Annotated in this window: 18 protein-coding genes and 2 riboswitches; of the genes, 7 read left to right on the plus strand and 11 right to left on the minus strand. The window is 69.1% G+C overall.

Annotation, left to right across the window (positions count from 1 at the left end):
* Window positions 1-23 precede the first annotated feature (23 nt).
* Complete coding sequence (locus QTI33_RS23335) at window positions 24-2,267, minus strand: heavy metal translocating P-type ATPase (RefSeq protein WP_444814881.1); 2,244 nt, start codon at window positions 2,265-2,267, stop codon at window positions 24-26.
* A gap of 139 nt (window positions 2,268-2,406) precedes the next feature.
* Here QTI33_RS23335 and QTI33_RS23340 point away from each other — a divergent pair, with 139 nt between their 5' ends.
* Window positions 2,407-2,772: a hypothetical protein gene (locus tag QTI33_RS23340; RefSeq protein WP_286508739.1), complete on the plus strand. Its 366-nt coding sequence runs from the start codon at window positions 2,407-2,409 to the stop codon at window positions 2,770-2,772.
* Window positions 2,773-2,815: 43 nt separating this feature from the next.
* Here the strand turns inward: QTI33_RS23340 and QTI33_RS23345 are convergent, their stop codons facing one another.
* Window positions 2,816-3,199, minus strand: a complete 384-nt coding sequence (locus QTI33_RS23345; protein WP_286508740.1) for a YidH family protein — start codon at window positions 3,197-3,199, stop codon at window positions 2,816-2,818.
* A gap of 188 nt (window positions 3,200-3,387) precedes the next feature.
* Between QTI33_RS23345 and QTI33_RS23350 the strand changes: the two genes are divergently transcribed.
* Window positions 3,388-3,810, plus strand: coding sequence for a Cd(II)/Pb(II)-responsive transcriptional regulator (locus QTI33_RS23350; RefSeq protein WP_286508741.1), 423 nt, complete (start codon window positions 3,388-3,390; stop codon window positions 3,808-3,810).
* 142 nt (window positions 3,811-3,952) lie between these two features.
* On the opposite strand, the gene QTI33_RS23355 is transcribed toward QTI33_RS23350, so the two are convergent.
* Genes QTI33_RS23355 through nirB form a run of 4 tightly spaced genes read right to left on the minus strand, consistent with a single transcriptional unit; the run spans window position 3,953 to window position 9,451 of the window.
* Entirely contained in the window at window positions 3,953-5,680 is a 1,728-nt protein-coding gene (locus QTI33_RS23355) for a bifunctional protein-serine/threonine kinase/phosphatase (RefSeq protein ID WP_286508742.1), read from the minus strand.
* A gap of 13 nt (window positions 5,681-5,693) precedes the next feature.
* Window positions 5,694-6,506 (minus strand): formate/nitrite transporter family protein, encoded by an 813-nt coding sequence (locus QTI33_RS23360; RefSeq protein WP_286508743.1) that lies wholly within the window; start codon window positions 6,504-6,506, stop codon window positions 5,694-5,696.
* 52 nt (window positions 6,507-6,558) lie between these two features.
* Complete coding sequence (gene nirD / locus QTI33_RS23365; RefSeq protein WP_286508744.1) at window positions 6,559-6,903, minus strand: nitrite reductase small subunit NirD; 345 nt, start codon at window positions 6,901-6,903, stop codon at window positions 6,559-6,561.
* A gap of 22 nt (window positions 6,904-6,925) precedes the next feature.
* Complete coding sequence (gene nirB / locus QTI33_RS23370; protein WP_286508745.1) at window positions 6,926-9,451, minus strand: nitrite reductase large subunit NirB; 2,526 nt, start codon at window positions 9,449-9,451, stop codon at window positions 6,926-6,928.
* 621 nt (window positions 9,452-10,072) lie between these two features.
* Between nirB and QTI33_RS23375 the strand changes: the two genes are divergently transcribed.
* Window positions 10,073-11,437 carry a homoserine dehydrogenase gene (locus tag QTI33_RS23375; RefSeq protein ID WP_286508746.1) on the plus strand — a complete coding sequence of 455 codons (1,365 nt, stop codon included), beginning with the start codon at window positions 10,073-10,075 and terminating at the stop codon, window positions 11,435-11,437.
* 15 nt (window positions 11,438-11,452) lie between these two features.
* On the opposite strand, the gene QTI33_RS23380 is transcribed toward QTI33_RS23375, so the two are convergent.
* From QTI33_RS23380 to QTI33_RS23390, 3 genes are all read right to left on the minus strand, one after another.
* Window positions 11,453-12,022 (minus strand): GAF domain-containing protein, encoded by a 570-nt coding sequence (locus QTI33_RS23380; RefSeq protein WP_286508747.1) that lies wholly within the window; start codon window positions 12,020-12,022, stop codon window positions 11,453-11,455.
* A 75-nt stretch (window positions 12,023-12,097) separates the two neighbouring features.
* Window positions 12,098-12,541 carry a hypothetical protein gene (locus QTI33_RS23385; RefSeq protein WP_286508748.1) on the minus strand — a complete coding sequence of 148 codons (444 nt, stop codon included), beginning with the start codon at window positions 12,539-12,541 and terminating at the stop codon, window positions 12,098-12,100.
* Window positions 12,542-12,550: 9 nt separating this feature from the next.
* Window positions 12,551-13,540, minus strand: a complete 990-nt coding sequence (locus QTI33_RS23390) for a hypothetical protein (RefSeq protein WP_286508749.1) — start codon at window positions 13,538-13,540, stop codon at window positions 12,551-12,553.
* A 178-nt stretch (window positions 13,541-13,718) separates the two neighbouring features.
* On the opposite strand from QTI33_RS23390, the gene QTI33_RS23395 reads away from it, so the two are divergent.
* A complete protein-coding gene (locus QTI33_RS23395) occupies window positions 13,719-15,152 on the plus strand; it encodes a hypothetical protein (protein WP_286508750.1) in 1,434 nt (477 codons plus the stop codon).
* A gap of 61 nt (window positions 15,153-15,213) precedes the next feature.
* Here QTI33_RS23395 and QTI33_RS23400 read toward each other — a convergent pair whose 3' ends face one another.
* Window positions 15,214-15,777, minus strand: a complete 564-nt coding sequence (locus QTI33_RS23400; protein ID WP_444814882.1) for a hypothetical protein — start codon at window positions 15,775-15,777, stop codon at window positions 15,214-15,216.
* Between the two features lie 77 nt (window positions 15,778-15,854).
* Window positions 15,855-16,742, minus strand: coding sequence for a DUF3616 domain-containing protein (locus tag QTI33_RS23405; protein WP_286508751.1), 888 nt, complete (start codon window positions 16,740-16,742; stop codon window positions 15,855-15,857).
* Between the two features lie 126 nt (window positions 16,743-16,868).
* Window positions 16,869-17,129: riboswitch (cobalamin riboswitch) on the plus strand.
* 125 nt (window positions 17,130-17,254) lie between these two features.
* On the opposite strand from QTI33_RS23405, the gene QTI33_RS23410 reads away from it, so the two are divergent.
* From QTI33_RS23410 to QTI33_RS23420, 3 genes are all read left to right on the plus strand, one after another.
* Complete coding sequence (locus tag QTI33_RS23410) at window positions 17,255-19,498, plus strand: TonB-dependent receptor (protein WP_286508752.1); 2,244 nt, start codon at window positions 17,255-17,257, stop codon at window positions 19,496-19,498.
* Window positions 19,499-19,521: 23 nt separating this feature from the next.
* Window positions 19,522-21,039: a PepSY-associated TM helix domain-containing protein gene (locus QTI33_RS23415; protein WP_286508753.1), complete on the plus strand. Its 1,518-nt coding sequence runs from the start codon at window positions 19,522-19,524 to the stop codon at window positions 21,037-21,039.
* Between the two features lie 12 nt (window positions 21,040-21,051).
* A riboswitch (cobalamin riboswitch) is annotated at window positions 21,052-21,303 on the plus strand.
* A gap of 71 nt (window positions 21,304-21,374) precedes the next feature.
* Entirely contained in the window at window positions 21,375-22,712 is a 1,338-nt protein-coding gene (locus tag QTI33_RS23420) for a cobyrinic acid a,c-diamide synthase CobB (protein ID WP_286508754.1), read from the plus strand.
* The last annotated feature ends 18 nt before the right edge of the window (window positions 22,713-22,730 follow it).

Consider the following 22,730-nt stretch of genomic DNA (forward strand, 5'->3'; position numbering starts at 1 on the left):
TTGCTTTCGAAGCCGCCAGCGTGTCAAGGCGATCGAAGAGGCCGGCGCACGCCGTGCAGCAGCCGCAGGCCGTTGGCCACCACCAGCAGGCTGGCGCCCATGTCGGCGAAGACGGCCATCCACATGGTCGCGCTGCCGAACACCGCCAGCACGAAGAACACCGCCTTGATGCCGAGCGCCAGCGCGATGTTCTGCCACAGCACCGCGTGCGTGCGGCGCGACAGGCGGATCGTCTCCGCGATCCGGCCGAGGTCGTCGTTCATGATCACGACGTCGGCCGCTTCCATCGCGGTGTCGGTGCCGGCGCCGCCCATCGCGAAGCCGATGTCGGCCTGCGCCAGGGCCGGCGCGTCGTTGATGCCGTCGCCGGTCATGGCCGTCGGGCCGTAGCGCTGGCGCATGCCCTGGATGGCCGCCAGCTTGTCTTCCGGCAGCAGGCCGCCGCGGGCATCGTCGATGCCGGCCTCGCGAGCGACCGCGAGCGCGGTCGCCTGGTTGTCGCCGGTCAGCATGACGGGGGTGACGCCGAGCGCGCGCAGCGCGGCGATGGCCTTCACCGAACCGGGCTTGATCGTGTCGGCCACCGCGAACAGCGCCAGCACGCCGCCCTCGTCCGCCAGCAGGGTGACGGTGCGGCCCTGGGCTTCGTGGACCGCCAGTTCGGCTTCGAGCGCCGGATCGGCCTGGCCGCGTTCGCTGACCAGGCGGTGGTTGCCGAGCACCATCGTGCGGCCGTCGACCACGCCCTCGACGCCGCGGCCCGGCAGGGCCTTGAAGCCGTCCACCGCCAGCGCGTCGCCCTCGATGCCCAGGGCGATCGCGGCCGACACCGGATGGTCGGAGCGCGCCGCGAGGCGCTTGGCCCATTGCCGGGCCTGGTGCTCGTCGGTCGCGCGCCACGCCTTGGAGGCCACCAGCCTCGGCTTGCCTTCGGTCAGGGTGCCGGTCTTGTCGAGCGCCACCGCCTTGAGCCGGCGGGCCTGCTCGAGGTGGCTGCCGCCCTTGATCAGGATGCCGCGCCGCGCAGCCGCCGCCAGCCCGCTGACCACCGTGACCGGCGTGGAAATCACCAGCGCGCAGGGGCAGGCGATCACCAGCAGCACCAGCGCCTTGTAGATGGCGGCCAGCCAGGGCCAGCCCAGCAGCAGCGGCGGCAGCAGCGCCACCGCCAGCGCGAGGGCGAACACGGCGGGCGTGTAGATGGCGGCGAAGCGGTCGACGAAGCGCTGGGTCGGGGCGCGCGTGCCTTGCGCTTCCTCGACGGCGTGGATGATCCGCGCCAGCGTCGAGTCGCTGGCGGCCGCGGTGACGCGGAACGCCAGCTCGCCGTTCTGGTTGATCGTGCCGGCGAAGACCGGGCTGCCCGGCGCCTTGTCGGCCGGAATGCTCTCGCCGGTGACCGGCGCCTGGTCGATGCTGCTGTGGCCCTGCGTGACCACGCCGTCGAGCACCACCCGCTCGCCGGGCTTGACGCGCGCGATCGCGCCGATCGCGATCTCGGTTGCCAGCATGCGGCGCCAGCTGCCGTCGGGCTGTGCCACCTCGGCGTCGGCGGGCGCGAGATCGACCAGCCCCTTGATCGCGTTGCGAGCCCGGTCCACCGCCCGCGCCTCGATCAGCTCGGCGATGGCATACAGGGCCATCACCATGGCGGCTTCCGGCCACTGGCCGATGACGAAGGCGCCGGTGACGGCGACCGACATCAGGGCGTTGATGTTGAGCTTGCCGTGCCTGAGCGCGCCCAGGCCCTTGGCGTAGGTCTCGACCCCGGCCAGCCAGATCGCCGCGGCCGCGATCGCCATGCCGGCCGCCTTCCAGGCCACGAGGTCGGGGGCGAAGAAGGAGATCGCCTCGGCAGCCGCCGCCAGCGCGAGGGCCGTCGCCAACCGCAGGTGGCCGCCGGTCGCGCCGTGCGCGTGCAGCGCGTCTTCAGACGCTGGCGCCGGCTGGGCCGCCGTCGCCAGCGGCTCGGGCACGAAGCCGGCCTTGCGGATGGCCGCCAGCGCGAGCGGCACCGCGGCGTCGCTGCCGTCGATGCGCAGCGTGCGCTGGCCGAGGCGGAAATGCAGTCCGCGAATCCCGGCGATCGGCTCCACCAGGCGGCGAATCTCGGACTCTTCCACCGTGCAGTCCATGGTGGCGATGCGGAAGGTGTTCGCCGCCGCGCCGGGCTCGGCCCGCGCCGGCTCGGGCGCGCGCAGCGGCGTGGCCGCGCAGCAGGCATCCGCTGCGGCCGCCGGGGCGTGGGGGTGGTGGTGTTGGGCCATGTCGTCGTCGCTTTCGGGGGGTATTTCACACCCTATACCCAGTACAAGGTCAAGCCGGGCGGGCTCGGGTGTCGGGCAGGCTGGTCAAAGGGTTCTGCCTGCCGGACAATCCAGCTCACCCTCACCGAGGAGCAGCACCATGACCCCCAGCCCCGTGCATGCGGTGATCACTTGCGTCGCCCTGGTGGCGAGCACGGCGGCGCTCGCACAATCCGGTCTCGACGCCGCCCAGGCGCGCTACGAGCGCACGATGGCGTACTGCAACGGCGGAAACCTGCCGCGCCCGCAACGCGATGCCTGCGTGCGCGATGCGGGGATGGCGTGGGACCGGGCCCAACGCGGACTGCCGCCCCTGGAAGACGTCACTTCGCCCGGCGGCCGTGCCGTGGTGGTCGTTCCGCGAGGCGCGCCGCCGCCCTTGAGCGACTCCGACACCGTGACCTCGCCGGACGGCGACTCGACGATCGTCCTGCCGGCGGACGGCTCCAGGCCCTTGGCGCAGTGACGGCCTGAATCGGCCCTCCAGGAGGGCGGCCGGCGAGCGCTGGTCAGAGCACCCTGAAGCTGATGCCCAGGAAAGCGCACAGTCCCGTGACCGCCATGATCAGCGCCATGACGAACGAGGGCTGGAACATGCGGAAGTCCTTGGCCTCGCGCAGCTTCTTGATCCGGTACCCGTACTCGAGCACGCCCATCAGCATCGCCACCGTTCCCAGGCCGGTCAGGAACAGCCCCATGTCGCGCGGCACGTGGCTTGCCGTCACGGTACCGCCCTGTTCACGGAAGCCTTCGAGAATCTTGTAGATCGTGAAGCCGAAGCTGATCATGGACAGCGCCGTCCGCACCCATGCCATCAGCGAGCGGTCCGCAGCCATCAAGGTGCGATCGATCGCCAGATCGGTGTTGAACTGCGCCAGCTCGCTGGAGGACATCTGCGGTCGTGCGGCCCCGTCCGGGGTCGAGGTGGTCGGCGTGGCTGGAGGTGGGCCTTGCATGGGGATCCGTTTCGCATGGTTGCGCGCTGCGACAGGGGCATTGTGCCAAGTCCCGTCCCGACGGACCCCTGGTTGACGCCATCATTTGAAAGATGGAGCATGTCTTCACTTAATCTCACGACACCATGAAGATCGGCGACCTGAGCAATGCAACCGGTGTCGACGTCGGCACCATCCGCTTCTACGAACGGGCCGGCCTGCTGGCAGCGCCCGCGCGCCAGCCCAACGGCTACCGGGCCTACGGGCAGGCGCACCTGGAGGGCCTGTCCTTCGTGCGCCATTGCCGGGCGCTGGACATTCCCCTGAGCGACATCAAGAAGCTGCTGGATTTCGCGGCAACGCCGCGGCAGGACTGCGCCGACATCAACCAGTTGGTCGACGAGCAGATCGAGCGCGTGCGCGCCCGCCTCAAGAGCCTCCAGGCCCTGGAGAAGCAGCTGACCGTGCTGCGCGGGCGCTGCTCGCAGCCGCACGCCACCCAGGAGTGCGGCATCCTCAGCGAGCTCGTTTCGGCAGCGCACGGCGAGGCCTGCGCCTGCCACTCATGATGAAACACCCCCGAAGCGCCTGCGGCGCCGCCACCTCGAGGGGGCGATAGCAGCGGCCCGGCAAAGCCGGTTCCGCGGCATCCCTGGCGTTTGGCTGTGCCGGTTTCATGCATCGGTGATATGCACCGCGCCCGCGGTGCGCTCACTTCCCGGCCAGCTGCAGCCCCAGCAGGACCACCGTGGCCGCGCCCAGCAGCGCGGTGGCGCACTGCCAGAACCGCACCGGGTGCCGCTCGATCAGCGGCGCGCTGCGGGGCCGCAGGAACTCCGGCCCCGGCGCCTTCAGGTCGTGCACGAATTCCGACACCGCCTGCTGGCGCCGGGCCGGGTCCGGGTGCAGCGCCTTCTGCAGCACCGCATCGACCCAGGCCGGCAGGTCGGGCCGGAACTGGCGCACCGGCAGGTAGCGCAGGCGCTTCGCGTCGGCGCCCGAACGCACGCGTGATGCGTGCAGGCCGTACGGCAATTGCTTCGTGAGCATCTGATAGACGATCACGGCCAGCGAGAACAGGTCGGAGCGCGTGCTGCCGCCCTGGCCGACGAAGTATTCCGGCGCGGTGTACTGCAAGGTGCCGGCGATGGCGAGCGCGCGCCGGTCCCGGGCGCTGTCGGCCAGGCCCGCCACGTGCGTCGATGCCAGGTCGATGATCTTGACGGTGCCGGCGCGATCGATCATCACGTTCTCGGGCCGGATGTCCTGGTGCAGCATCTCCTTGCCATGCAGCGCCTGCAGCCCCTTGGCCAACTGGGCGACGATGCTGCGCACGCTGTCCAGCGAAGGCCTGTGATGGTCGACCATCCATTGCGCCAGCGTCTGGCCATCGACGTACTCCATGGCGACGAACAGGTGGCCGCGCGTGCGTTCGACCGTGCCGGCCTTGACGACGTGGGCGCTGTCGACCCGGCGTGCCACCCATTCCTCGAGGACGAAGCGGTCCAGGTAGTCGGGGTCGTCGCGCAGGTCGACCGACGGCAGCTTGAGCACCACCTGCTGCCCGCGCGCCTCGTCCACCGCCAGGTGCACGTGGCTGCGGGCGCTGACCTGAAGCTCGCGCACCAGGGTGAAGCCCTCGAAGCGCGCCCGCGGCGCGAGCGCGGGCGGGATCGCCAGCCCCTCGCGCTGCGCCTGCAGCTGCGCGGCATCGGCCGCCGGCAGCTCATCGATGCGCAGCAGCTGCACGGTGCGGTCGTCGTCGCCCCGCGCGCCCGCCACCAGCAGGCGGGCGGCTTCGTCGAGGTCGTCACCGTAGCGCGCGAGCGCATGGTGCACCGCGCGGGCGTCGAGGCCGGCGCAGGCGCCGTCCGTGGCCAGCAGGTAGACCTCGCCGACTTCCGCCTCCCAGCAGCGGTAGTCGATCTCCACGTTGGGGCCCGCCCCCAGGGCGCGCCCGAGGTACGACTCGACCGACGACAGGTGAACCCGGTGGTCCTCCGTGAGCTGCTCCAGGGCCTGCGGATGCAGCCGGTAGATGCGCGCGTCGCCGACGTGCAGCAGGTGCACCTCCCGGCCCTTGAGGACCAGGGCGCTGAAGGTGCAGACGTAGCCGCTGTCCTTGTCGAAGCGGGCGTCGCTGCGCATCGTCTGGGCATGCAGCCAGGCGTTGGTGGCGGCCAGCACCCGCTGGGCGGAGCGGCGCACCGACCAGGCCTCGGAGGTCGCGTAGTAGTCGTCGAGGAAGCCGCGCACCGCCGCGGCGCTGGCGACCTGGCTGACGCGGCTGGAGCCGATGCCGTCGGCGATCGCGATCGCGATGCCCTTGGTCGCCCGCAGCGATCCCTCCGCCAGCATGGCACCGTGAAAATCCTGGTTGACCCGCCCCGGTCCGGCCAGCGATTGCTGGCCGAGCGTCACGCGCAAGGCGCTGCCCATGGCGCTGGCTTGTTCAGCCCACGACGCGCTTCGGCGCCGTCTTGTAGTGCGTCGCGTACAGCGTCGCGCCGACGAAGGTCAGGCCGCCGACCAGGTTGCCGAGCACGGTCGGGATCTCGTTCCAGATCAGGTAGTCCATCAGCGTGAACTTGCCGCCCAGCAGCAGGCCGGTGGGGAACAGGAACATGTTGACGATCGAATGCTCGAAGCCCATGTAGAAGAAGATCATCACGGGCATCCACATGCCGATGGCCTTGCCCGACACCGTGGTCGACATCATCGCGGCGACCACGCCGGTGGACACCATCCAATTGCACATCACGCCGCGGATGAACAGGGTCAGCATGCCGGCGGCGCCGTGCGCGGCATAGCCCAGCGTGCGGCCCTCGCCGATGTGGCCGAGCTTCTCGCCGACGGCGTTGGGCGCCTCGCTGAAGCCGAAGGTGAAGATGATCGCCATGAAGACCGCGACCGTCAGCGCGCCGGCGAAGTTGCCGACGAACACCAGCCCCCAGTTGCGAAAGCATCCGCGCCAGGTCGCGCCGGGGCGCTTGTCGAGCACGGCCAGCGGCACCAGCGTGAAGACGCCCGTCAGCAGGTCGAAGCCCATCAGGTACAGCATGATGAAGCCGACCGGGAACAGCATCGCGCCGACCAGCGGGTTGCCGGTGTTGACGGTCACGGTCACGGCGAAGGCCGCCGCCAGCGCCAGGATGGCACCGGCCATGTAGGAGCGGATCAGCGTGTCGCGGGTGGACATCAGCAGCTTGGATTCGCCGGCGTCGACCATCTTGGTCACGAACTCGGCAGGGGCTAGGTAGGCCATGGGGATTCCTTGGAAGCTTGAAGAAGAAGTGGAGCCGTGCAGGCAGCGGGGATCAGGCGAGCGCGACCAGCACGCGGCCTTCGTGGACGCGCACCGCATGGGCGCGCACCGAGTGCTCGGGCGCCTCGAGGCATTCGCCGCTCTGCAGGTCGAAGTGGTTCTTGTAGAGCGGCGAGGCGACGACGATGCGCTCGCCGATGCTGCCCACCAGCCCGCGCGAGAGCACGCTGGCGCCGGCCTTCGGGTCGACGTTGTCGATGGCATAGAGCGCCTGTGGCCGGCCGACCCGGAAGATCGCGACATGCACGCCCTCGACCAGGGCGCAGACGCCGGTATCGGGCAGGATGTCGCCGTCGGCGCAGACGGCGGTCCAGTGGCGTGCTTCGGTGGTGGTCATCTCGAATGTCCTCGTGTGTTGTTCAGGCGGTGGCGACATCGGCATCGGCGCGTTCATCGACGCGGGCCGGCCGGATCTGGCCGCGCTCCTGCACGAAGACGATGTGCTCGTCCGGCTTCTCGCTGTTGACGAAGGAGCGGAAGCGCGCGCGCGTGTCCGGGTCGTTCACCGCCGTCTTCCACTCGCACTGGTAGGTGTCGACCACGTGCTGCATCTGGGCTTCGAGCTCCGCGCCGAGCCCCAGTGTGTCCTCGATCAGCACGCCCTTCAGGTAGTCGAGGCCGCCCTCGAGGTTGTCGCGCCAGGTGCTGGTGCGCTGCAGGCGGTCGGCGGTGCGCACGTAGAACATCAGGAAGCGGTCGATCAGCCGGACCAGTTCTTCCTTGCCGAGGTCCGAGGCGATCAGTTCGGCATGGCGCGGCTTCATGCCGCCGTTGCCGCAGACGTAGAGGTTCCAGCCCTTGTCGGTGGCGATGATGCCGACGTCCTTGCCCTGCGCCTCGGCGCATTCGCGGGTGCAGCCCGAGACGCCGAACTTGATCTTGTGCGGCGCCCGCAGGCCCTTGTAGCGGTTCTCCAGCTCCACCGCGAGGCCCACGCTGTCGGCCACGCCGAAGCGGCACCAGGTCGAGCCGACGCAGCTCTTCACGGTGCGCAGCGACTTGCCGTAGGCATGGCCCGATTCGAAGCCGGCGGCGATCAGCTCCTCCCAGATCGGCGGCAGCTGCTCGACGCGGGCGCCGAACAGGTCCACGCGCTGGCCGCCGGTGATCTTGGTGTAGAGGCCGTACTTCTTCGCCACCTGGCCGACCGCGATCAGGCCTTCGGGCGTGACTTCGCCGCCGGGCATGCGCGGCACCACCGAGTAGCTGCCGTCCTTCTGGATGTTGCCGAGGAAGTAGTCGTTGCTGTCCTGCAGCGCCGCCAGGTCCTTCTTGAGCACGAACTCGTTCCAGCAGGACGCGAAGATGCTGGCGGCGGTGGGCTTGCAGACCACGCAGCCCAGGCCCTTGCCATGCCTGGCCAGCAGGTCGTCGAAGCTGCGGATCTCGCCGACGCGGATCAGGTGGTAGAGCTCCTGGCGCGAATAGGGGAAGTGCTCGCAGAGGTGGTTGTCGACCGCCAGGCCGCGCCTGGCCATCTCGGCCTTCATCACCTGGGCCACCAGCGGCACGCAGCCGCCGCAGGTGGCGCCGGCCTTGGTGCAGGCCTTGAGGTCGGCGGTGCTGCAGGCGCCTTCGCCGACGGCCGCGCAGATCTGTCCCTTGGTGACGCTGTTGCACGAGCAGATCTGGGCGCTGTCGGGCAGTGAATCGACGCCCAGGCCGGGCTTGGCCTTGCCGTCGCTCGAAGGCAGGATCAGGAATTCAGGCTCGGTCGGAAGCTGGATGCCGTTGAGCGCCATCTGCAGCAGGGTGCCGTACTCGGCCGCGTCGCCGACCAGCACCGCACCCAGCAGCTGCTTGCCGTCCTCGCTGACCACGATCTTCTTGTAGATCTGCTTGTGCTCGTTGACGTACTGGTAGGCGCGCGACTTGGGCGTCCTGCCGTGGGCGTCGCCGATGCTGGCCACGTCCACGCCCATCAGCTTGAGCTTGGTGCTCATGTCGGCGCCGGTGAAGGCGGCGTCGTCCTGCCCGGCGATGTGCCTGGCGGCCACGCGGGCCATGTCGTAGCCCGGCGCCACCAGGCCGAAGGTCTGCTCGTTCCAGGAGGCGCATTCGCCGATGGCGTAGACGTTGCGGTCGCTGGTGCGGCAGTGGCTGTCGATCGCCACGCCGCCGCGCGGACCGACTGCCAGCTGGCACTGGCGCGCCAGCTCGTCGCGCGGCCGGATGCCGGCGGAGAACACGATCATGTCGGTCTCCAGATGCGTGCCGTCCGCGAACACCATGCGATGTCGCGCGGTCGCGCCGTCGGTGATCTCGACCGTGTTGCGGCCGGTGTGCACGTGCAGGCCCAGGCCCTCGATGCTGTTGCGCAGCGCGCGGCCGCCGCCCTCGTCGACCTGGACCGCCATCAGCCGCGGCGAGAACTCGACCACGTGGGTCTCCAGGCCCATGTCGCGCAGCGCCTTGGCGCATTCGAGGCCCAGCAGGCCGCCGCCCACCACCACGCCGGTCTTCGAGCGGGCGCCGCTGGCCTTCATGGCCTCCAGGTCCTCGATGGTGCGGTAGACGAAGCAGTGCGGGCGGTCGCGGCCCGGCACCGCCGGCACGAAGGGCGCCGAGCCGGTGGCCAGCACCAGCTTGTCGTAATGCACCACTTCGCCGTCGGCCGTGGTGATCGTGTTGTTGCGGCGTTCGATGGCCGCGGCCCTGGCGGCCAGCCGCAGCGTGAAGCCGCTGCGCTCGAAGAAGCCGGGTTCGACCAGCGAGAGGTCTTCGGCGGTCTTGCCAGCGAAGAATTCGGACAGGTGCACCCGGTCGTAGGCCGGGCGGGGCTCCTCGCACAGCACGGTGACCTGCGCCTGCGAAAGCCCGAGCTCATGGAGTTGCTCGAGAAACTTGTGGCCCACCATGCCGTGGCCAATCACTGCGATTTTCATGTCGGATCCTGCACGCATCCGCCCGTGGCCGGGTGCAGGCCGCCATGACTGGCTGTGGATCAGCCGATGGCAGCAGGCCCCCGCGTGGAACGGATGCGACTTGGGTTGGAACAGGCGAACCGGCGGCGTCGTTGCTCTCGGTTCACTCGGATCCCTCGCCATCGTTAGCGGAGGCACTGCAAAAATCCGCGACAACGGCGTCGGCGGAACAGCGATGGATTCCAAGCAACATCCGTGCCTGCGTCTTTGGCCTGGCGGGGGGCGCCTTCGCAGGGAAATCCGGCGCCCCGGTTCTCGCAGCCGTGCACCATGCGCCGATGTGGCGCAGCGCTCGCCGGTTTGGTGCGGGCGAGGTCGTCCTGTACACTGCCCGACCATGTCGTGCCGATTCCTCCCTGCCGCATCGAGCGCCGCCCCCATGGGCCGCATGATGTCGCCTGCCTTCGCGCGGGCGAATGGGGCATTGGGTACACGAATGATTACCACCATTACCACCGCGGCCACCTGAGCACGCGCAGGTGGCCGTTTCGGCAGCCACCTGGTGTTCTCGCTCTCCCCGAACGAATCCGACCCAGCTCTGGCAGCTGGGTTTTTTGTTTGTTCGTCCGTTCGGAGATCTTCATGTACCGCGATCCAGTCCAGTCCCTCGAGTCCGCCTGCAGCCGCCTTCCCGCGGCGACCCGTCCCTTGCGCGTCGGCATGATCGGCATCGGCACCGTGGGTTCGGGCACCTTCCGCGTGCTGGCACGCAACCAGGCCGAGATCGCGGGGCGGGCGGGGCGCGGGATCGAGGTGGTGATCGTGGCGGCCCGCAACCTCGGGCGGGCCGCGACCATCGTCGACGGCCGAGCCGCATTGACCGCCGACCCGCTGCAGGTCGCGACCCATCCCGAAGTCGACGTGGTGGTGGAAGTGGCCGGCGGCACCGGCCCGGCGCGCGACTGGGTGCTGGCGGCCATCGCGCACGGCAAGCACGTGGTCACGGCCAACAAGGCGCTGCTGGCGGTGCACGGCGGCGAGATCTTCGCCGCCGCCCGGCAGCGCGGCGTCAGCGTGGCCTATGAAGCGGCGGTGGCCGTGAGCATCCCGATCATCAAGGCGCTGCGCGAGGGCCTGACGGCCAACCGCATCGAATGGGTGGCGGGCATCATCAATGGCACCACCAACTTCATCCTCGGCAAGATGCGCGACGAGGGCATCGACTTCGGCAGCGCGCTCGCGCAGGCCCAGGCCCTGGGCTATGCCGAGGCCGACCCGGGCTTCGACATCGAGGGCGTCGATGCCGCCCACAAGCTCACGCTACTGGCCGCCAATGCCTTCGGCATGCCGCTGCGTTTCGCGGATGCGCAGGTGGAGGGCATCGCGGCCCTGCAGGCGCTGGACGTGGCCGGCGCCGGGCAACTGGGCTATCGCGTGAAGCTGCTGGGCATCGCCCGGCGCCGCGCGGAGGGCGTGGAACTGCGCGTGCAGCCGGCGCTGGTGCCCGCCGCCCACCTCATGGCGCAGGTCGATGGCGCGATGAACGCCATCATGGTCAAGGCCGATGCGGCGGGACTCACGATGTACTACGGCGCGGGCGCCGGATCGGAGCAGACCGCGTCGGCCGTGATCGCCGACCTGGTCGACGTGGCGCGGCTGGACGGCACCCGGGCGGCGCAGCGCGTGCCGCACCTGGGTTTCCATGTCCATGCCATGCAGGCCCTGCCGGTGCTGTCGCGCGCGGCCGTGTGCAGTGCGCACTATCTGCGGGTGCCGCTGCAGGCTGCGTCTCAGGCGGAGGCGCTGGGCGCCTTGCTGGCGGAGCAGGGCGTGCCCGTGCGCCGGGTGCTGCTGGCGGCCGGGGAGGCGGGCCATGGCCCGCAGGCGCTGGTGTTGACGGCGGCGGCGGCGCAGGGGGCGGTCGACCGGGCGGTGCATGCGCTGCAGGGCCATGCGGCGGTGGCTGGCGCGATCGTCACGCTGCGGGTCGAGGAACTGGCCCCCTGAGGCGGGCCGGCGCGGCTACGGCAGCAGCCGCCAGTTCGCGCTGGTTTGTTCGAACTCCCGCGCCCGCTGGGCATCTATCTTCCGTGCCGCGAGCTGGGCGCACATCTCGAGCTTCTTGAGGTCGCGCTCGGTCAGGGCCTGGTTGGCCGAGAAGCTGAAGCAGCAGAAGGTGCCGTAGACCCGCCCGTCGGTCAGCACGATCGGCGTGCTCATGTGGGCGCCGATCGGAAAGTCCGTCGCTGGCAACTCGGCCTTGTCCGGCAGGGATGCCACGTCGTGGACCAGGCGCGGCATGCGGCCATCGACCACCCGCTGGCAGAAGCCCTCCTCGAGCGAGGAGGAGCCGCCTTCGGCGATCACCGCGGCCCCGGGTCGGGTTTCGACGCGGCGGAACACGCGACGGCCATCGACGAACTCCGAGACGAACACCACGTCCATCTTGAGGTGGTCCTTGACCAGCCGCAGCACTTCGGAGACGGAAGGGTCGATCAGCGCGTCCGCGCCTTCGGAGGTGGCGACCAGCAGCTCGGAGATGCGGACTTCGAAGGCGTCGGGGGGGAAGTAGTCAAGCGCGTCGAAACTCATCTGAAACGGGATTCTCGAGTGGAGGAGATGTCCAAGCATAAGACAGTCGTCGACGCGCCGACACGGGATCGCCTGCTAACGCCTTGTCCTGCAGTTGCTCAGGACCACTGAAAAATCGTCGTCGTCCATGCCGATGCTCGCCTCTTCGAACGTGCCGTAGATGGTCGCCCCGACCTTGAAGCTCTTGTCGAACTTCTCGCAGTTGTAGGCAACGACGAACTCCTTGCGAGGCTTGATGGCCTGGAACGCCCAGTTGTTGGGAAGTGCTTCCTTGTAGTGCTTGACCACCTTCAGCTCGACGAGCTTGTCCTCGAGTTGCCGCGTCGACTTGGACGCGCCGCCATCGCCCCCTGCGTATTGGCTGCCCTTTCTTGCCGCCGCGGCGTTCGTCTTGAGGATGCCTTCCAGTTCCTGCGCCTTCATCGGGACAAGGGCCGGGTCCGGCGCGGGCGCGCTGCCCGCGCTGCAGCCGGTCAGGAAAATCTTCAAGTCGAGATACGCGTCCGTCTTCGTGCGCACGGCGACGCGCTAGATCGTGCCGTTGACCCATCCAGCCTGCTCGAAGCCCTTGTTCCACGTGTCGCAGCCGTACACGACGGACGGGTCGCGCCGTGAAGAGCTGACGAACACGTTCTTCTCGTTGCTGAGGGTGTGCTGCATCTGGTGCAGCGGGCCATGGTGCAGGGGCGCGCGCAACTGGACGGACTCAGCGACGACGAAGAACGAGTCTTCGCGCGGCCTGAAGGCAAGGCCTTCCTGGCCCTGTTTCCGGTGCTCTCGAGCTCGATCGAGCGGCTCGACGAGAAGATCGACAAGGCCAAGCTGAACCTGTTGGAGCAGCAGGCCGGACGCGAGCTGCATGGCGCTCGCGGGGTCTACGAGACCTACGGCGCGGCCATGAAGGAGCTGCGCAAGCAGTGGACCAACTATGCCAACGGGACCAGTCCGCAGCTGGACGAAGAAGTCAGGCGCCAGCAGCGCGAGGGCTGGGAGCGCTACGAGAAGGACTTGGCGCGCCGAGGCTGGAAACCCTGGAGCGTGCCGTCCCGATACCGGCCTGCGGTGGCCAATCAGGTCCGCAAAGACCTGCCAGTGCCGGCGGACTGGCAGCCCCATGACATCCGCGGCTTCTACAGGGCCGTGGACGAGCAGGTCAGGGACAAGGCGCGTCGCCGGTCCGACGGTTCCATCCGCGTCGGCGGCCAGCGCGTGCCGGCGGGGCTGGAGTTCAAGGACTTCGTGCTGCATCCGGCGATCCAGGGCGACCTGCGGCGTCAGCTGGAATTGCCGGACAAGGTGGTGGTGGCACCCGGCTACGAATCGGGCGAGCAGTTCGTCGCCCAGTTCTACAAGCCGCTGGTGCAAGCTGTCGCCTCCGAGCCATTGCAGCGTTACACGGCGCCCCTGGCTTCGTTCGAAGCAGGCGGCATCCACGAGAGCCTCGGACGCGACGCGGCCCGGGCTGCGCTGGTTCCCCCGATCGCGCTCCTGTGCTCGCTCATGGGCGCCATGGGTCATCTCGCCAAGCTCCTCTTTCTCGGCGTCAAGGCGCCGGGGACCGTTCTCGACTCGGGCAGGGCCCGCGCCTGCTTCCGATGGGCATGGCTCGTGCCGGTGGTCACGGTCGTGTCGCTGTGGACGGCGTTGAGCGTCATGGGCCGGGCACGACGATTCGACCTATCGGCGCTTCCTGCCCGTGGGGGACGTCCTGAGCGGCTTCGAGCACAGGCTCGGCCATCAGTATCGATGCGAGGTCTGCAGTGGCCAGGGGCAGTTGCGCTGCAGCGGCTGCAGCGGCCGTGGCAACGTTCGATGCTTTTCCTGCCATGGCCAGGGCAGGCTCGACTGCTCGGTCTGCGGCGGCACGAGCAAGCGGGAATGCAGTCGATGCAGCGGAAGAGGGAGCTACAACGAAAGCTACACCCATCAGGTCTGGGACACGGCCGCCAAGATGTATGTCAGCAAGAGCGACTGGCGATGGGTCGCCTGCCCGGCATGCAACGGGGGCAAAGTCAACTGCAACCACTGCGACTATGCCGGGAAGGTTCAATGCGCGGGTTGCGCAGGCCGAGGCGTCTGCGACTGCGGCGCCTGCAATGCGACGGGGCGGGTCGATTGCAGTCATTGCGCCGCGATGGGATGCCGCCATTGCCTGGGACGCCTGAGCTGCAAGATCGAGTCGCAGGACCAACTGACGCTGCTCCACGGCGACCAGGAGGCGATGGACCTGGTGCTGGCCAACATCGACGTGAAACGGCTGCCCGAGTACGGTCGCCGCGGCCGGGCGAGCCACCACCGGCGCGGCGAGCGCGCCGTCGACAGCACCTACCCGGTGAGCGTGGAGGTCACGCGGGCGCACATGGCCGCCGCAGAGCGGTCTTTCGCGATTCACGCCTTCGGCAAACAGCACGAGATCTTCGATTTCAAGAACATCGTCGGGCATCTGCTCGCCAAGGACCTGCACGGCTTGCAGACCTGCGTGCAGCCCGGTCATCGCGATGCCGCCGGGCTGACGCGCCTCGTCGATCGGGCCAATGCATTCCTGGAATCCGAGATCAACCTGCAGATCGCCGAAAGCGTTCTCGCATCGAAGAGCGCCGAGCAGGCGATCGCGCAGGTGCGGTCTCGCCACCAGGGTCTGGTGGACGAACGCTATGTCGCGCAGGCCTCCGCCGCGCTGCAGCAGACGCTGGAGAAGCTGTTCGGCGCCCGGATGCTCAAGCCGGGGATGTACTGGGTGGGTTTGCTGACGATGGCCACCTGTGCCCTGACGCTCTCCCATGGGTCGGGCGGCTGGTACAACGTGGCCGTCTCCGTGCTCGGCGCGGGTCCGGTCTGGGCTGGCATGGAGTGGCAAGCGCGGCGGCGCGTTGGCGCGGACTTCGACAGTTTGGCGCTGGGGGCGCGCATGAAGACCCTCATCGACAAATCGGGGCTCGCGTGGCGGATGCGCGGCGCTGCCTTCCTCATCGCATGCGCCTTCGCCGGCGCGGCTTTCTGGGCAACCCAGTATCTGGGCTCAAGGTACAAGGCGCACTTCGGCGGACCTGAAGGCGTCGCGGCCCGGAGCGAGGCACCGCAGCAGCATCGGGTCGTGCGTCAGCCGCGCGAAGCCGCAAGCTCCGCTTGATCGACCGGTCGCCCGTGCCGCGCTGCCAGCCTCCGGGCGACGCCGGAGCCTGGCCCGTCCCTCACTGGGGCGCGTTTCTTCGAGCCTCCGCGCGCACCTGGGCTGCATTGGGCATGGTCGAGACGACCTTGCTGTTCACGCGCGATCCGCTGGTCACGTTCTGATCGGGGGCGGCCGCAGCAGCTTCCGCCTGGGCGCGGACCACGGCGGGGTCGGCCGTCGAGGTGAAGGGGTCCGCGCCGCGCGAGCCGCGCGTCACGTTCTGATTCGGGGCGCGCGCCGTGTCGACGGCCTGCTGCTGGACTGCCGCGGGGTCGGCCACCGAATTGAACGCTTCGGCGCCGCGCGATCCGCGGGTGACGTTCTGGTTGGGAGCATGGGCGGCGGCGATCGCTTCGGCCTCGACCTCGGCGCGGCTGCGGCCGGCCTGTGCATGCACCGAGCTTGCAAGCATCCATGCAATGGCCGTGGTCGTGACGATCTTGATGATGGGCGAGGCTTTCATGTCGGGTTCCTTGGAATGACGCAGCGGCTGATGTGCCGGCTTCGACCCAAGGCTATGGGCCGCGCATTGCGCGCCGATGACGGCCTGCGATACCCCTTCGTTGCGTGGGTGCTTCGGCATCGTGACCGTGGGCTGCGGCGTCGGCCGCGTCGCGCGAAGCGCTCGGCCCGAACCTGTCGCGCCCCCTGCGGGCGAGGTCAAGATGCAGGCTGCAGTTGATCGAGGCCGATCCAGAGATAGTTCGCGGGCCGTCCGGCCTTGCGATCGCCGTCGTCGCTGACCATGATGATGCCCGCCGCCTTGTCGATGACCGCGGGGCTCACGCCCTCGACGCGCGCCAGGTCCTTCAGGCCCGGAACCACGAGCCGGCGCACGGCATTGCTTCGCCAGCCATTCCAGAGCCAGAGAGAGAAGCGGCCGGGCGCGCGCGATACGGGGCCGCCGACGACCAGGTACTGCCCCAGCGCGGGAAGGAACGACAGGGCGCGGATGCCGTCGCCATCGAGATCCAGTTCATCGAGTTGGGGCGAGAGGCGGGGCTCCTCGCCCGCCTCGAAGATGGCCGTCGGATTGACGATCCCGGCAATGATCGCGCGGCCTTCGTGCAGCGGGCTGCGAAAGCCGACCAGCAGATGATGCTCGAACGGGTCGAATTCCAGCGCCTCGATGTTGAGTCCGCCAGCGGCCTTGACCTCCCGGATCTCGGCCGCCGAGGCCAGCACGGGATGCTGCGTCGTCATGGCTTGCTTCAGTCCCCCGACGACCCTGGGAGCGACGACCCGGTTGCCGTCGACCCGGAAGCGCACCAGTCGCTCGCGCGACTTCTTCGCATGACCTTCATCGTCACGAGAATGGGAGGTGATGGCGTAGGCGAAGCCGGATCGATCCAGGGCGAGCCCTTCGAGATCGTCCAGCTTCCAGAAGTCGCTGAAGGTCTGGAGCAGGGTGGCGGTGAGCGCCACGCTGTGGACGTCGCCCGCGTCGATCGTGACCAGCGTGAAGGGGTGGTCCTTCTCGTCCTCGACGACGAGAAGACGCCCATCCGGCAATTGCCGGATCGCGGACGGCTCGTAGACGCCGGTCAAGGGTCGAAATTGCGGTGGTTCCAGGTTGGCCACCGCTGCATTATCTGCTCATGGGTCCGCTTTCGCCGCCCCATCGGCGCTTCCTATAATCCGCCCCGACGGAAGATCGCTCCCTGCTGGAGCGACCTCCGCCACGGTTCGAAGGTGCCCCCCAGGCCGGCCATGGTCCGGGAGGTTAAACGGGAAGCAGGTGCGCGCGTCATGACGCGCAATGCCTGCGCTGCCCCCGCAACGGTCAGCGGATAGAGAAGTTTCGAGTGAGCACCTGCGGGTGTTCGCAGCCACTGCGTTCGGATCGAACGTGGGAAGGCGAGGCTTCTGTCGTCGTGCGCATGCGCATGACGGCAACCCGCGAGCCCGGATACCGGCCTTCGCAATCGCCTTCGGACGCTGCGGGAGTGCGTTTGTCCGGGCTGCTCGGCACCTGCGTGCCGGGTCGGCATCGGCTCGTGCAATTGCGGCGTGTGTCTCTTTGAAAAGCCCAGCGGGAATGCGGGCTAGAGGAACAGCCAATGTGCAAGTCTGCCGAACTCGGCATCCGGACCCGGGTTTCGGGTCCGTTCGCGTCCCCCCACATCACGATCCCGGGCCTTGTCGCTCTGCTCGCCAGCAGCCCGGCGCTGGCGCAAGAGAGCCTGCGACCCGTCGAGGTGACGGCCACCCTGCAGGATCAGGCGCCGGCGCTCCGGGCAACCACCGAGGTGGCCGGCAGGCTGGGCCTGAGCGTCATGGAAACGCCGGCTTCGGTCGAGGTGATCAGCCAGGAGACCATGGAACGGCGCGGCGCGCGGACCTTCGAGGAGGCCTTGCGCGGCGGCGTGGGCATCACCGCCGGCGGCGCGCCGGGATCGCCCTCGGTGATCTCGACGCGCGGCTTCACCGGCGGCTTCATCACCTATCTGTTCGACGGCGATCGCATTGCGGTGCCGACGATGGTGAGCCGGCCCCAGGACAGCTGGAACTACGAGCGCATCGAAGTCCTGAAAGGCCCCTCCTCGGTGCTCTACGGCGAAGGCGCCATCGGCGCGGCCGTCAACTTCGTGACCAAGCGCCCCGACCGCAACAACCCCGGGGCCGAGGCCATGCTGTCGTACGGAAGCTTCGGCACGGTGCGCGCCGGCGTCGGCCTGGGCGTCAACGTGGGTGAGTCGAGCGCCTTGCGGCTGGACTACAGCCACCAGGAGACCGATGGCTACATCGAGCGCAACAAGCAGCGCTACGACAACCTCACCCTGGGCTACACCACGGCACTGACGCGCGACCTCACCCTGGACCTGTCGATGGACTACGCCAGGGACAGTGCGCTGTCCTACCAGGGCACGCCGCTGGTGCCGCGTGCCTACGCGCTCCAGCCCACGGACATCGTCAGCGATGCCAACGGGCGGGTGGTGGACCGCGGCATCGCGTTTCGCAACTACAACGTCGACGATGCCGAGATGAGCGCGAACAGCCTCTGGACGCGCGCCAGGCTCGGCTGGCAGATCGCGCCGGAGTGGAAGCTGCGCAACCAGCTGTCCTACTACACGGCCGACAGGGCCTGGCGCAACTCGGAGTCCCATGCCTTCGTCGCCCCGGGCCGCATCGTGCGCGACCTGGTCGGCATCACGCACGACCACCAGATCCTGACCGACCGGCTCGATCTCACGAACACCTCGCCGGTCGGGGGAATGAAGAACCGGTTCGTGGCGGGGCTCGAATACACGAAGACCGACTTCTCCTCCGACCGCGATTTCTCCAACGGATCGAGCGCGGCCAACGATGCGCTCTCGGTGGGCGAGTTCGCCACCATCCCGGGAAGCTACCGGCTCTTCGCCGCCAAGCCCGCCCTGTTCGCGGGTGCCGGCAATCGGACCATCTTCGACGCCCGGATTCCCACCGGCTCGCTCTTCATGGAAGACGCCCTGTCCGTCAGCGATCGCTGGACCCTCGTGGGCGGCCTGCGGCAGGACCACGTGAAGCTGGAGCGCCAGAACCTGGACCTCAACACCGGGGCCCAGGCATCGTTCACGCAAAGGTACAAGCCCACATCGGCGCGCCTGGGCGTGGTGTTCGCGATCGACCCCGACACCTCCGTCTACGCCCAGTACTCGAACGCGAGTGCGCCGGTCGGCACGGGCAATCTTCTGCTGCTCTCGGCGGCCAACGCCGCCTTCAGTCTCTCGACCGGCAAGCAGCTGGAGCTCGGCCTCAAGCAGTCGGCGCTGGAAGGCCGTCTCGACTACACGCTGGCGGCCTACCGGATCGCGCTCGACAACGTGCTGTCGCGCGATTTCGGCAACCCGACGCTGACGGTCAACAGCGGCAGGCAGTCGGCGCAGGGCCTGGAACTCGCCGCGGCCTGGAAGGCGACGCGCGAGCTCACGTTGAGCGGCAATCTGGCATGGGTCGATGCGCAGTTCGACAGCCTCATCGAGGCCGGCAACGTCTCGCGCGCGGGCAACATCCCGCCGAACGTGCCGGGCACGGTGGCCAACCTCTGGGTCGACTACAGGGTGCCGGGATGGCCGCTGCGCATCGGCGGCGGCGTCAACCGAACCGGCCACGCCTACGCCAACAACGCCAACACGGTCCGCATGAACGGGTTCACGACGGCGACCGCCTATGCGACCTGGCGCCTGCAGAAGGGCGAAGTCACCTTTCGCGTTCGCAATCTGAGCGACGCGCTCTACGCCTACTGGAGCGGCGCCAATTCGAACAACCAGGTCCTGATCGGCGCGCCGCGCAGCTTCGAACTCAGCTACCGGGCGGCCTTCTGAGCGGCAACGCCGGCGGCACGGACATGAAGCGCACATTGATCTGGGTCCACAAGTGGCTCGGCATTTCGTTGGCCCTGCTGTTCCTGATGTGGTTCGTCAGCGGGATCGTGCTGTACTACGTGCCGTTCCCGAATCTCTCCCAGGCCGAGCGGCGCGCGGGACTGCAGCCCCTGGCGCTGGGCGCCGGTTGCTGCCTGACCGCCGAAGCGGCCGCCGGGCGGGCCGGCCTGGGCTTCACCGAGGCACGCCTGGGCATGGCCGACGCCGGGGAGCCGGTCTGGCGGCTGCTGGTCGATGCCGGCCAGGGGCAGGGCGCGCGGTGGCAGGCCCTCGATGCCCGCACCGGCAGCGCGAAGGCGCCGCTCGGCGCCGGGCAGGCCATGAAGGTGGCCGAGGTCTTCAGCGGCCGGCGCGCGCTGGCGGCCGAAGCGCTGGCGCGTGACCAATGGACGGTGCCGCAGGCCTTCGATCCCTACCGCCCGCTCTTCAAGGTCAGCCTGGAAGGAGACGACGGCCTCGAACTGTACGTGTCGAGCGCCGCCGCCGAAGTGGTGCGCGACACCCGCCGCAGCGAGCGCTTCTGGAACTGGATCGGCGCGGTCCCGCACTGGATCTACCCGACCGTGCTGCGGCAGTTTCCGCAGGCGTGGAACCAGGTGGTCGTCTGGCTGTCGATCCCCGGCGTGGTGCTGGCCGCGACCGGACTGGCGCTGGGCATCTGGCAACTGTTCCTGAACCGGACGCGCTGGATTCCCTATCGCAAGTCCTGGATGCGCTGGCACCACATCGCGGGCCTGGTGGCCGCCGTGTTCACGCTGACCTGGATCTTCTCGGGCCTGATGTCGATGAATCCCTATGGCGTGTTTTCGCCGCGCGGGCTGTCGGCTGCCGAGCGCGAGCGTTGGCTCGGCCCCAGCCGGGAGGCGGTCCTGCCGCCGCCGCTTGCCCTGGCCGCGGTCCGGGCCGGCGAGGCCGGGGCGCAGCCATTGGAACTCGAGCGGATTCGCGTCGACGGGCAGGTCTGGTATCGACTTCAGGGCGCGGAGCGGCGGTGGTGGGTGCGCGCCGACGATGCACGCGCTGCTTCGACAGTGCATCCGGCGCTGCCGGACCCCTTGGTATCGGACCTGCTGCGGCAATTGCGCGGTGCAGACAGACCACCTTCGCGCGTGGAGCGGATCGATCGCTACGACGATGTCTACTACGCGAAGAACCCCGGCTCGGCCGAAGCCGCGGAGGCCCGGCCGCTGCCGGTCTGGCGCGCGCATGGGTCGGACGGCACCGACCTTTATGCCGATCCCGCCTCGGGCAGGGTGCTGTTGCGGGTCGATTCCTCGGGACGATGGCAGCGCTTCATGTACCAGGGCTTGCACAGCCTCGACTTCGAGCCGCTGCGCGAGCGACCCCGCTGGCGCGAAGCCTTGGTGCTGACCCTGTCCGCCCTGGGCATCGCCTTGTGCATCACGTCGTGCGTCATCGGCTGGCGCGCGCTGGCGCCCAGGGCCGCGGCGCGCCGGACAGACCGGCGGCGCAGCGCCTGAGCGAAGGTGTTCCGCTATGATCGGCCCGTTGGTGCTCGCTTCGTCCTTCAGGTCGAAGCAGTTCAACGGGAATCAGGAGGGGTCGCGTGGCAAGCCATCGCACGCCCTAACCTGAGCTGCCCCCGCAACGGTAAGCGAACGTGAGCCCTCGTGCTCGCCGCTCGTGTCTGCAACCCACTGAGTACATCCGCGCAATCGGTGCCTGGGAAGGGAACACGGGTCGTCTTCGCCAGCCCGGATACCGGCCAACGAGGCGGCGCGCCGTGCGAACGGCGCGTCTTGTGGTGCGTACCTGCGGGGAAGCGGGTGAGCATGGCTGGCGCAGTGTTTTCTCTATGACTCCCATCCCGTCCCGGCGACATGGCCCGGGCTCAAGCCGCTGTCCCGCGCTGCTGGTCACGGCACCGGCATCTGGCCAAGGCAAGACCACCGTCACTGCGGCGTTGGCGCATTGGCATCGCAGCCAGGGACGGCGTGTGCGCGTGTTCAAGACCGGGCCGGATTTTCTCGACCCCATGGTCCTCGAACGTGCCAGCGGCGCGCCGGTGCAGCCGCTCGACCTGTGGATGGGCGGGGAGGCGCACTGTGCCGAACTCCTGCACGGTGCGGCGGCGCAGGCCGACCTGATCCTGGTCGAAGGTGCGATGGGGCTGCACGATGGCACGCCGTCGAGTGCCGATCTGGCGCTGCATTTCGGACTGCCGGTGCTGGCCGTGATCGATGCCTCGTCGATGGCGCAGACCTTCGGCGCCGTCGCCCACGGGCTGGCGACCTATCGCCCCGGCCTGCAGCTGGCGGGCGTGCTGGCCAACCGCGTGGGCAGCGCGGGCCATGCGCAGATGGTGCGCGAGAGCCTGCCGGCCGGCATGGCCTGGTACGGCGCGCTGCCGCGCGGCGGCCACTATGCGCTGCCATCGCGCCACCTCGGCCTCGTGCAGGCCGGCGAGGTGGACGACCTCGCCGAGCGCATCGCCGCCGCCGCTCGGGCGCTGGCCGAGCATGGGCCGCTGCCGATGCCGCCTGCGGTGGAATTCGAGGCGCCGCCGCACGCGGCGCCGGATTCCGGCCTGCCCGGCGCACTCGCCGGCGTCACCATCGCCATCGCGCAGGACGCCGCCTTCTCGTTCGTCTATGCCGCCAATCTGGCGCTGCTGCGCCAGCTGGGCGCGCAACTGCGCTTCTTTTCGCCGCTGGCCAACCAGCCGGTGCCGCAAGGGGCGCACGCGCTGTACCTGCCGGGCGGCTACCCGGAGCTGCATTTGCAGGCGCTGGCCGACAATGCGGCGACGCGTGAATCGATTGCCGCGCACCACGCCGCGGGTCGCCCGCTGGTTGCGGAGTGCGGCGGCATGCTGGTGCTGCTGGAGTCGCTGCGCGACGCCGCCGGCCGCGAGGCGCCCATGCTGGGCTTGCTGCCGGGACAAGGCGCGATGTCCGACCGGCTGATCAACCTCGGCATGCACAGCCTGTCGCTGCCCGAAGGCGAGGTCCGCGGCCACACCTTTCATCACGCCCGCATCGACACGCCCGCGCCGGCCGCACTGCACACGCGGGCCCGGCGCCACCACGGCCAGGCCGAAGCGGTGTTCCGCCAGAAGCGCCTGTTCGCGTCCTTCATGCATCTGTACTTTCCGAGCAATCCGGCGGCCATCGCCGCGTTGTTCAAGCCCTGATCGCGATCGACCTCATCG

Source organism: Variovorax davisae, assembly GCF_030316845.1.
GTDB classification, from domain to species: domain Bacteria; phylum Pseudomonadota; class Gammaproteobacteria; order Burkholderiales; family Burkholderiaceae_C; genus Variovorax; species Variovorax davisae.

Coding starts and splice junctions, on each gene's coding strand:
- QTI33_RS23355 (WP_286508742.1), bottom strand. CDS start 5,680: ATGGGCAGCGCCTTGCGCGTGACGCTCGGCCAGCAATCGCTGGCCGGA.
- QTI33_RS23345 (WP_286508740.1), bottom strand. CDS start 3,199: ATGTCCTCCAGCGAGCTGGCGCAGTTCAACACCGATCTGGCGATCGAT.
- QTI33_RS23375 (WP_286508746.1), top strand. CDS start 10,073: ATGTACCGCGATCCAGTCCAGTCCCTCGAGTCCGCCTGCAGCCGCCTT.
- QTI33_RS23420 (WP_286508754.1), top strand. CDS start 21,375: ATGACTCCCATCCCGTCCCGGCGACATGGCCCGGGCTCAAGCCGCTGT.
- QTI33_RS23400 (WP_444814882.1), bottom strand. CDS start 15,777: ATGCCGAAGCACCCACGCAACGAAGGGGTATCGCAGGCCGTCATCGGC.
- QTI33_RS23380 (WP_286508747.1), bottom strand. CDS start 12,022: ATGAGTTTCGACGCGCTTGACTACTTCCCCCCCGACGCCTTCGAAGTC.
- QTI33_RS23390 (WP_286508749.1), bottom strand. CDS start 13,540: ATGACCCATGGCGCCCATGAGCGAGCACAGGAGCGCGATCGGGGGAAC.
- nirB (WP_286508745.1), bottom strand. CDS start 9,451: ATGAAAATCGCAGTGATTGGCCACGGCATGGTGGGCCACAAGTTTCTC.
- QTI33_RS23350 (WP_286508741.1), top strand. CDS start 3,388: ATGAAGATCGGCGACCTGAGCAATGCAACCGGTGTCGACGTCGGCACC.
- QTI33_RS23410 (WP_286508752.1), top strand. CDS start 17,255: ATGTGCAAGTCTGCCGAACTCGGCATCCGGACCCGGGTTTCGGGTCCG.
- QTI33_RS23340 (WP_286508739.1), top strand. CDS start 2,407: ATGACCCCCAGCCCCGTGCATGCGGTGATCACTTGCGTCGCCCTGGTG.
- QTI33_RS23335 (WP_444814881.1), bottom strand. CDS start 2,267: ATGGCCCAACACCACCACCCCCACGCCCCGGCGGCCGCAGCGGATGCC.
- nirD (WP_286508744.1), bottom strand. CDS start 6,903: ATGACCACCACCGAAGCACGCCACTGGACCGCCGTCTGCGCCGACGGC.
- QTI33_RS23360 (WP_286508743.1), bottom strand. CDS start 6,506: ATGGCCTACCTAGCCCCTGCCGAGTTCGTGACCAAGATGGTCGACGCC.
- QTI33_RS23415 (WP_286508753.1), top strand. CDS start 19,522: ATGAAGCGCACATTGATCTGGGTCCACAAGTGGCTCGGCATTTCGTTG.